10 protein-coding genes and 1 tRNA gene are annotated in these 6,818 nt (G+C 59.1%); 5 read left to right on the top strand and 6 right to left on the bottom strand.

The genetic code is table 11. From position 1 onward, the window contains the following. Positions 1-7: 7 nt before the first annotated feature. The 4 genes from HRF49_01545 to HRF49_01530 all read right to left on the bottom strand — a co-directional run bounded on the left by HRF49_01545 (position 8) and on the right by HRF49_01530 (position 1,960). On the bottom strand, positions 8-739 hold the full coding sequence (locus HRF49_01545) for an NTP transferase domain-containing protein (GenBank protein MEP0813335.1): 732 nt from the start codon (positions 737-739) through the stop codon (positions 8-10). 140 nt (positions 740-879) lie between these two features. Next, a complete protein-coding gene (locus HRF49_01540) occupies positions 880-1,068 on the bottom strand; it encodes a hypothetical protein (protein MEP0813334.1) in 189 nt (62 codons plus the stop codon). A 110-nt stretch (positions 1,069-1,178) separates the two neighbouring features. Then, complete coding sequence (locus tag HRF49_01535) at positions 1,179-1,580, bottom strand: GNAT family N-acetyltransferase (GenBank protein MEP0813333.1); 402 nt, start codon at positions 1,578-1,580, stop codon at positions 1,179-1,181. A 65-nt stretch (positions 1,581-1,645) separates the two neighbouring features. Then, on the bottom strand, positions 1,646-1,960 hold the full coding sequence (locus HRF49_01530; GenBank protein ID MEP0813332.1) for an MTH1187 family thiamine-binding protein: 315 nt from the start codon (positions 1,958-1,960) through the stop codon (positions 1,646-1,648). A gap of 83 nt (positions 1,961-2,043) precedes the next feature. Here HRF49_01530 and ybeY point away from each other — a divergent pair, with 83 nt between their 5' ends. Genes ybeY through deoC form a run of 3 tightly spaced genes read left to right on the top strand, consistent with a single transcriptional unit; the run spans position 2,044 to position 4,507 of the window. Beyond that, positions 2,044-2,484: an rRNA maturation RNase YbeY gene (gene ybeY, locus HRF49_01525; protein ID MEP0813331.1), complete on the top strand. Its 441-nt coding sequence runs from the start codon at positions 2,044-2,046 to the stop codon at positions 2,482-2,484. After that, a complete protein-coding gene (locus HRF49_01520; protein MEP0813330.1) occupies positions 2,485-3,822 on the top strand; it encodes an HlyC/CorC family transporter in 1,338 nt (445 codons plus the stop codon). It begins immediately after the preceding gene. Next, the gene (deoC, locus tag HRF49_01515) at positions 3,809-4,507 is read left to right on the top strand and encodes a deoxyribose-phosphate aldolase (protein MEP0813329.1); all 699 of its coding nucleotides are present in this window, start codon (positions 3,809-3,811) and stop codon (positions 4,505-4,507) included. Before HRF49_01520 ends, deoC begins: the two co-directional genes overlap by 14 nt. Before the next feature lie 10 nt (positions 4,508-4,517). Here deoC and HRF49_01510 read toward each other — a convergent pair. Both HRF49_01510 and HRF49_01505 read right to left on the bottom strand, forming a co-directional pair. After that, positions 4,518-4,590 (bottom strand) — tRNA-Arg (locus tag HRF49_01510). Positions 4,591-4,642: 52 nt separating this feature from the next. Continuing rightward, positions 4,643-5,197 carry a hypothetical protein gene (locus HRF49_01505; protein MEP0813328.1) on the bottom strand — a complete coding sequence of 185 codons (555 nt, stop codon included), beginning with the start codon at positions 5,195-5,197 and terminating at the stop codon, positions 4,643-4,645. 129 nt (positions 5,198-5,326) lie between these two features. Between HRF49_01505 and HRF49_01500 the strand changes: the two genes are divergently transcribed. Next, positions 5,327-5,635 (top strand): HU family DNA-binding protein, encoded by a 309-nt coding sequence (locus HRF49_01500; GenBank protein MEP0813327.1) that lies wholly within the window; start codon positions 5,327-5,329, stop codon positions 5,633-5,635. Between the two features lie 156 nt (positions 5,636-5,791). After that, on the top strand, positions 5,792-6,796 hold the full coding sequence (locus HRF49_01495; GenBank protein MEP0813326.1) for a DnaJ domain-containing protein: 1,005 nt from the start codon (positions 5,792-5,794) through the stop codon (positions 6,794-6,796). The last annotated feature ends 22 nt before the right edge of the window (positions 6,797-6,818 follow it).

Below are 6,818 nucleotides of genomic sequence, written 5' to 3'. Positions count from 1 at the left end.
CGGTTTTTCAGATAATCAAGACGCTCAAGCCCAGCAAGCGCGGCGAGCTGGAGATAACCGACGTCAACAACGCGTTTCTGAACGACCAGCCGTCGAGGATTCCGAACATCAGCCGCTGGTCGTTCAGAAACGCGTTGTTGACGTCGGTTATCTCCAGCTCGCCGCGCTTGCTGGGCTTGAGCGTCTTGATTATCTGAAAAACCGAAGCATCGTAAAAGTAGATGCCTGTCACGGCGAGGTTGGTTTTTGGCTCCTCCGGCTTTTCGGTTATGGAAGTTATCTTTCCCGCGGAAATTTCGGCCACGCCGAAGCGGTGCGGGTCGGGGACTTCCTTTAAGAGCACCATCGCGCCGTTACCGCCGCACTCGGAGAAGTAGCGCGACATGTGCGGCTCAAGCGGATCGCTGAAAATATTGTCGCCGAGGATTACGCACACGTTGTCGCCCGCCGCGAAATGCTCGGCCAGCGAAAGCGCCTGCGCGATGCCGCCCGCCTCGTCCTGGACGCGGAACGTGAACTCCACTCCGAAGGACGCGCCGCTTCCCAAAAGCTCCAGCATGTCGCCCATGTGCTCCCGGCCGGTTATGACCTGGATTTCGACGATTCCGGCCTGTTTGAGCTTCATAATCGGGTGTACGACCATCGGGTACTTCCCGACGGGAAGCAGGTGCTTGTTCGTCACCTTTGTGAGGGGGAACATCCGGGAACCGGACCCCCCGGCGAGTACGATGCCTTTCATGGTGTGCTCCTGGCCGCAGAGGAACTACGGGATGTTGATTTTATCAGACCGCGGGCAGGCCGTCGGGGATTTTGCGGGATGACGGGAATTGCCAACCCGTGGAATGGCTGCGACGGTGTCCATTAACGGCCATGCCTGGATTAATCGGCGGGCTTGCGCTTGGTTCCGCGCTTTGCCTTTTTAAGCTTTTCCTGCCTTGCGCGAAGCTCTTCCGTGGCCTTTCGCCAGAACTCAAGTCTTTGTTCCTTGCTAAGGCCCCTGAGTTCCTTCATCACTCTGCGCCCGCCTTCGTACTGCAGCTCGACACAATCGAATTCATTAGTCTTCATAGCGTATCGCCTCCGCGGGGGTGAGAATTGCAATCTGCCATTGCGTTATCCCCTTGCTTCATTCCAAATGCGGCAGGAACAGGCAATAATATTATGCGGTAATTTTTCCCTCACACCTCCTCCTCGTACATCACGTAGTTCGACTTTTTCATCCCGACGCGCTCGTAAGTCCTCTGCGCGCCCGTGTTTTCCTCCGCGACATACAGCCTGACCTCGAACGCGCCTTCCTCCCGCGCAAGCTGCATGACACGCGCGTGCATCGCGCGGTACGCGCCGCGGCCGCGCCATTCCGGACGGACGTATACGCTCTGGATCCACAGGTACCAGGCGCCGCGCCAGTCGCTCCACTCGCGCGTGAGCATCAGCGACGCGACCGGCTCCGCGCCGCCGCCCGCCGCTTCCGCGATCAGGTACCGCCCCAGCGACGCGTCCGCAAGCGCCGCGCCCACTCCGAATTCCAGCTTCGCGCGGTCAAGCTCGATTCCTTCGGTTTCACGAGCCATGGCCTGCATGTTTTCGACGATGAATCCGCGATCGTCCGGCCGCGCAAACCTCACATTGAATCGCGCGCCCGCGCTCAAGTGCCGCCGTCCTTGGCCAGCTCGCTTTCGACCGCCGCGACTTTGTCCATCATCCTCACGTCCTTGTCCACGCGGTGGTCGATCTTGGCTATCGTGTAAACGCGGTAATAGCCGTCCGCGATAAGAGCTTCGTTCACCTTTTCGATAAGGTCGAGAAGCTCGCGCAGCCCGCCTTCCACTATCGTGCTCATCGGCGTGAGCATGTTGGGCAGCCCGCTCGCGCGGATTACGCGCTCCGCGATTGCCACCGCGCCGCGCAGGCTCTCTTCGCCCTTTTTCCGCGGACTGATTGTCAAATCGAGAATCGCCATACCTGTTCCTCCGCGCGGATTTTACCAGTGTCGAGCCCGCCCGTGGTATAATATTCGCGCCGGCCCGCCGGTTTAGTGCTTATATGTGCGATGTCATAGACGACGCGGACTTGGGCGAACCCGCGAAGGCGCGCCTCGAGTCTTTCCTCGAAAGGCTTCTTTCCGCCGCGGGCGTCCGGGGGGACGCCGAATTGTGCGTCAGGGTGGTGGAAGCCTCCGAGATGCAAACCCTCAACCGCGACTGGCGGGGAATCGACGCGCCCACAGACGTGCTCTCGTTTCCCGCGGGCGGCGCGGATTTCCCCCTCCCCAAGGACGTTTTGGGCGACATCGTGGTTTGTTTGCCTGTTGTCCGAAAGAACGCGGAGGAACGGGGGGCGGATATGGAAGACGAATTGCGGTGGGCGGTAACCCACGGATTGCTTCACCTTCTGGGATGGGATCATCCCGACGACGAAGCCCTCGAAAAAATGGAAGGGCGCACTTTTGAATTGCTTTCGATTTGCTGTGCAGAGGTAGCGTAATTGGACGAGCCCCCGAGTCAAACCGTTTTCACGATTCTTTATATTCTCGCCGCGGTTGAATTTCTCGTAGGCAGCTTCTTTTCCGCCGCGCGCACCAGCCTCTTCACCATGGACAGGACGGAACTTCCGCTTTACGACGATTCGGTGCGCGGCAACAAAGGGCTGCTTGCCAGAATGCTGCGCCGGCCCGCGCGGCTGGTCATAGGAGTGGGAATCGGCGAGTTGTCCGGGCACGCTGGCGCGCTTGCGTTCGGCGCGGTGGCGGCCGCGTACAGGCTTTACCCGCTCCAGGGCGCGGCTTGGCTTTACTTCGCGCTTGCGTTGCTTGGTCTCGCGCTTTTCATCCTGCTTTTCGGCAAAGTGCTCTCGATGCATTATCTTGGAACCCCGGAGTTCGCCGTCACTTGGGCGCCGCTTATGTCTTTCCTTCTCGCGATGCTTTCCCCGATGATTTGGATAACCGAAAAGCTCGCTTTCACTATCGGCCGCCCGGAGGAATTTCTGGAGCGCGCGGGCGCGTCCCAGCTGGATCTATGGACGGAAAATCCGGAGGAGGACGCGGAGCTGGAGCGGGAAGAAAAGGAAATGATCCGCTCCATTTACGAGTTCGGAGAAACGACGGCCCGCGAAATAATGACGCCGCGCACCTATCTTCAGGCGATATCCGCCGATACGCCCGGCAAAAAGGTCATCGAGTTCATCGCGCAGAGCAGCTATTCTCGGTTCCCCGTATACGAAGGGAGCCTGGACAACGTGATCGGCGTTCTGCATGTAAAGGACATGTTCAAAGCTTTCGCGGGGATGCGGCCTGACGAAATTGACCTGCGCAAGATCTGCCGCGAGCCTTACATAGTTCCGGAAACGAAAAAGCTCGACGAACTTCTGCAGGAGATAAAGGAAAACCGCAAACAGATGGCCATCGTGATAGACGAATACGGCGGTCTTGCGGGAGTGGTTACGCTCGAAGACATCCTGGAAGAGATCGTCGGCGAAATCCAGGACGAATATGACGACGAGGTGAAACTGATCATCCGCCTCGACGACGGAAGCTACCTTTTGAGCGCGCGGATGTCCACCGAGGAGATGAACGAAGAGCTTCACACCAACATCGAAAACGAGGATTTCGACACGCTCGGCGGGCTTGTTTTTTCGTGCCTCGGACGCATCCCGGCGAAAGGCGACAGCTTCCGGTACGAAGGATGGGATTTCAGCGTGTTGTCCGTCAGCGGCAACCGCGTGGGAATGGTGCGCGTCTCGCCCTCCCCGCAGCTGGCGGCCAACCTGGAGCGCGGATGGAACGGCGCGCGCCGGAAGGAACAGGAAATTGAGCAGCAATGACATGGAATCGCCGGAGGCGATCGCCGGGGCGATAGACCACTCGCTGTTGAAAATAACGGAGCACACGCGCGCGCTCGCGCTGCGCGTCGCGGTCGCGGACATGCGGAATTACGGATTCCGCGCGCTCGTCGTGCCGCCCAATCTGGTCGCGACGGTCAAAACGCACAATCCGGACATCCGCGTCGCGGCGGTTGTTTCGTATCCGATGGGCTGCGACACGACCGCGTGCAAGCTTTTCGCGATGGAGGAGGCGCGCGAATTCGGCGCAGACGAGGTTGATGTCGTGCTCGACCTGTTCGCGGTGAAGGCGGCGAATTGGGCGAAGGTGGAGGACGAGGCGGGAAGGCTGTGCGAAAGGGCGCGCGGCCTAGGCCTTTTAATCAAGCTCATCTTCGAGACTCCGATTCTCTCGGACGAGGAAATTGCCGCGCTGTGCCGCGCGGTGCGCGGCACTGGCGCGGACTTTTGGAAAACATCCACCGGCTACGGGCGCGATGCAACAACCGAGAACGCGGTGCGGCTGCTTGCCGGTAACGCGCCGGAGGGCGTGCGCGTCAAAGCGTCGGGCGGAATATCGAATCTGGAAACTGCGAGGGCGATGCTCGCCGCCGGCGCGTCGGTTATCGGCACATCGAGCGGCCCGAGGATAGTGGAGGAAGCGCGCGCGGCCGTTGCTTCAAAGTAACGGGGCGAAATACGCCCGGCAGGATTCGAACCTGCGACCCTCTGCTTAGAAGGCAGATGCTCTATCCCCTGAGCTACGGGCGCGCAAACCGATTTTACACCGGGGACGGGCGCGCATACATCGGGCCCAGCGGGCTCACTGGTAGATTTCGATCTTCACGCGCGTTTTCGGATCCTTGGACAGCTTCTCCGCCGTGATGTCCACGAGAAGCTTGTCGTTGTCCATCTGAAGGAACTGGCCGGTCGGCATTCCTATGTTCGACCGTTGCCTGAATCCGCGGTCCAAAAGAAACTCGTTGTAAAAATCGCGCACTTCGGAAGGCGGGCGATCGGTCGTTCCTTCGACGGTGAATTTTTTTCCGGGTTTTTCCGCTTTCGAGCCGTCCTCTTTTTCTTCGGTCAAAACGCAATCCTCGACGGTCGCCTTTTCAACGGTGAATATGCTTTTCGGGAACGGAACCGAGCGAGGAATGGTGGGAGGCAGCAGGCCGTACTGCAGGTTTTCGTTTACCGCCTTCGTGTTTTTGAAGAACGCCCAGCCAACCAGCGACGCGGTCAGAATGAAAAGAAAGAAGCTCGTTCCCGCGAAATGCATTCCGCCGCGCGCTTCGGCAGGCGCGGCCGCCGGCGGCCGCGCGGGCTGAGGCGATTCGCGTTCCGCCGCGTCGTTTTGCTTTTTTTTCTTCGCCATCGAGCCGATTATATCAGGAGATTCGCCCGCCCTGTCCGCGTCGTGCAAGGAATGATGCGGTCATGCGCTTGACAATGCGCGATGCCGCGTATAGAATCCCGCGGTATCTCGGTTCTCTGGAGGAGCGGTATGAGTAAAGAGGAAAAGGCAGTCGGTAAGACCGAGCTGATCGACGAGGTCGCCAAGGTGACCAAACTCGAGAAGTCCAAGGTCAAGCTTGTCGTGGACGCGACCATCGACACGATAACCAAGACCTTGAAGAAGGGCGGCAAGGTCCAGATCACCGGCTTCGGGAACTTTTCCGTCGCGAGTCGGAAGAAGCGTTCGGGTGTGAACCCGAAGACTGGCGAGAAGATCGCCATCGCGGCGCGCAAAGTCCCCAAGTTCACGCCTGGCAAGGCGCTCAAGGAGATGATTCATCCTTCGGGGAAGAAGTAGCCTTGACCTAAAGCCAGTGTACAAGACGGCCCGGCCGAAACGCCGGGCCGTTCATTTTCCGGCCGGCGCCGCGACGATGCGCGTCCGCCAACCGTTTGACACTGCAAGCGGCAGTCTATATAATCCGCCAGCCCCGCAATAACCGGGCAAGGTCGTATGGCGACACTCAATTACTACCAGATTCTCGGCCTCAAAACCGATGCGACCCCCGACGAGATCAGGGAAGCGTTCCGCAAGTTGATGCGCAAGTACCATCCCGACCTCTCGGAGCTGCCGCGCGAAGAAGCGACGATCAAATCCGCCGAGATCAACGAAGCTTACAGGGTGCTAAGCGATCCGAAAAAGCGCGCCGACTACGACAACCTGCTTAGGCTCCGCGGCGAAAAGGTGATCACGTACAAGCAGGAGCCCAAGCACGACGAGCCCAAGATCGGCAAAGATCCGGGCGGCAAGGACAGTCCGGAGCCGTGGTCGAGCGAGGAAGGAGTGAGGAAGCGCTCGAGCGACACGTCCTTCAGCGACGAAGAATTTTTGAAACTTCTCAAGGATCGCGCGGAGTTCAAGCGCCTTATCGAGAAATACTACGCGATTCACTCCAGCCGGATACGCCTGAACTGGTCCAACGCCGATCTGAGGGAATGGCTGGGGCGGCCGTCCAACGGCGGGAAAACCCAAATCGGAGTGGAGACGGACAACCTCGACCTGTACGACGTGGAGTTGAGCGGCGCCAATATTTCGGACACCGTCCTTGAAAAAATCAATTTCCGCTCCTGCAACCTGACTGGCGCCAACCTTCAGGGAACGGTTTTTTACGATTGCGAGTTCACCGAATGCAACTTCACGGGCGCCAACTTCACCGGCGCGGTCATACAGAATCCGAAAAAAATCCAGAAGTGCCAGTTCGTCAACGCGCGTTTCGACAAGGTCGCGTTCCGCGGCCAGATAGTTTTCATACGCGACAGCAACTTCAAAGGCGCGATCGCATCCGGGATGCAGTTCACCGACCTGCTTGGCAAGCCCAAGCCGGCGTTGAAGGATCACGTGCTTGCCTGTCTCAAAGAGCAGCAGTGGCGCAACCTCAACGCCGAGCAGTTGGTCGCGCAGATCGAGGGCGAAAGGGGCGGCGCCAAAAAGGGTTTTTGGCCGTTCGGCAAAAAGTAATCCGCTTCCGCTTTGGCTTGGC

It is taken from the genome of bacterium (genome assembly GCA_039961635.1).
In the GTDB taxonomy this organism is placed as follows: Bacteria; 4484-113; 4484-113; order JAGGVC01; family JAGGVC01; genus JABRWB01.
This window is presented reverse-complemented; position numbering and strand designations above follow the sequence as displayed.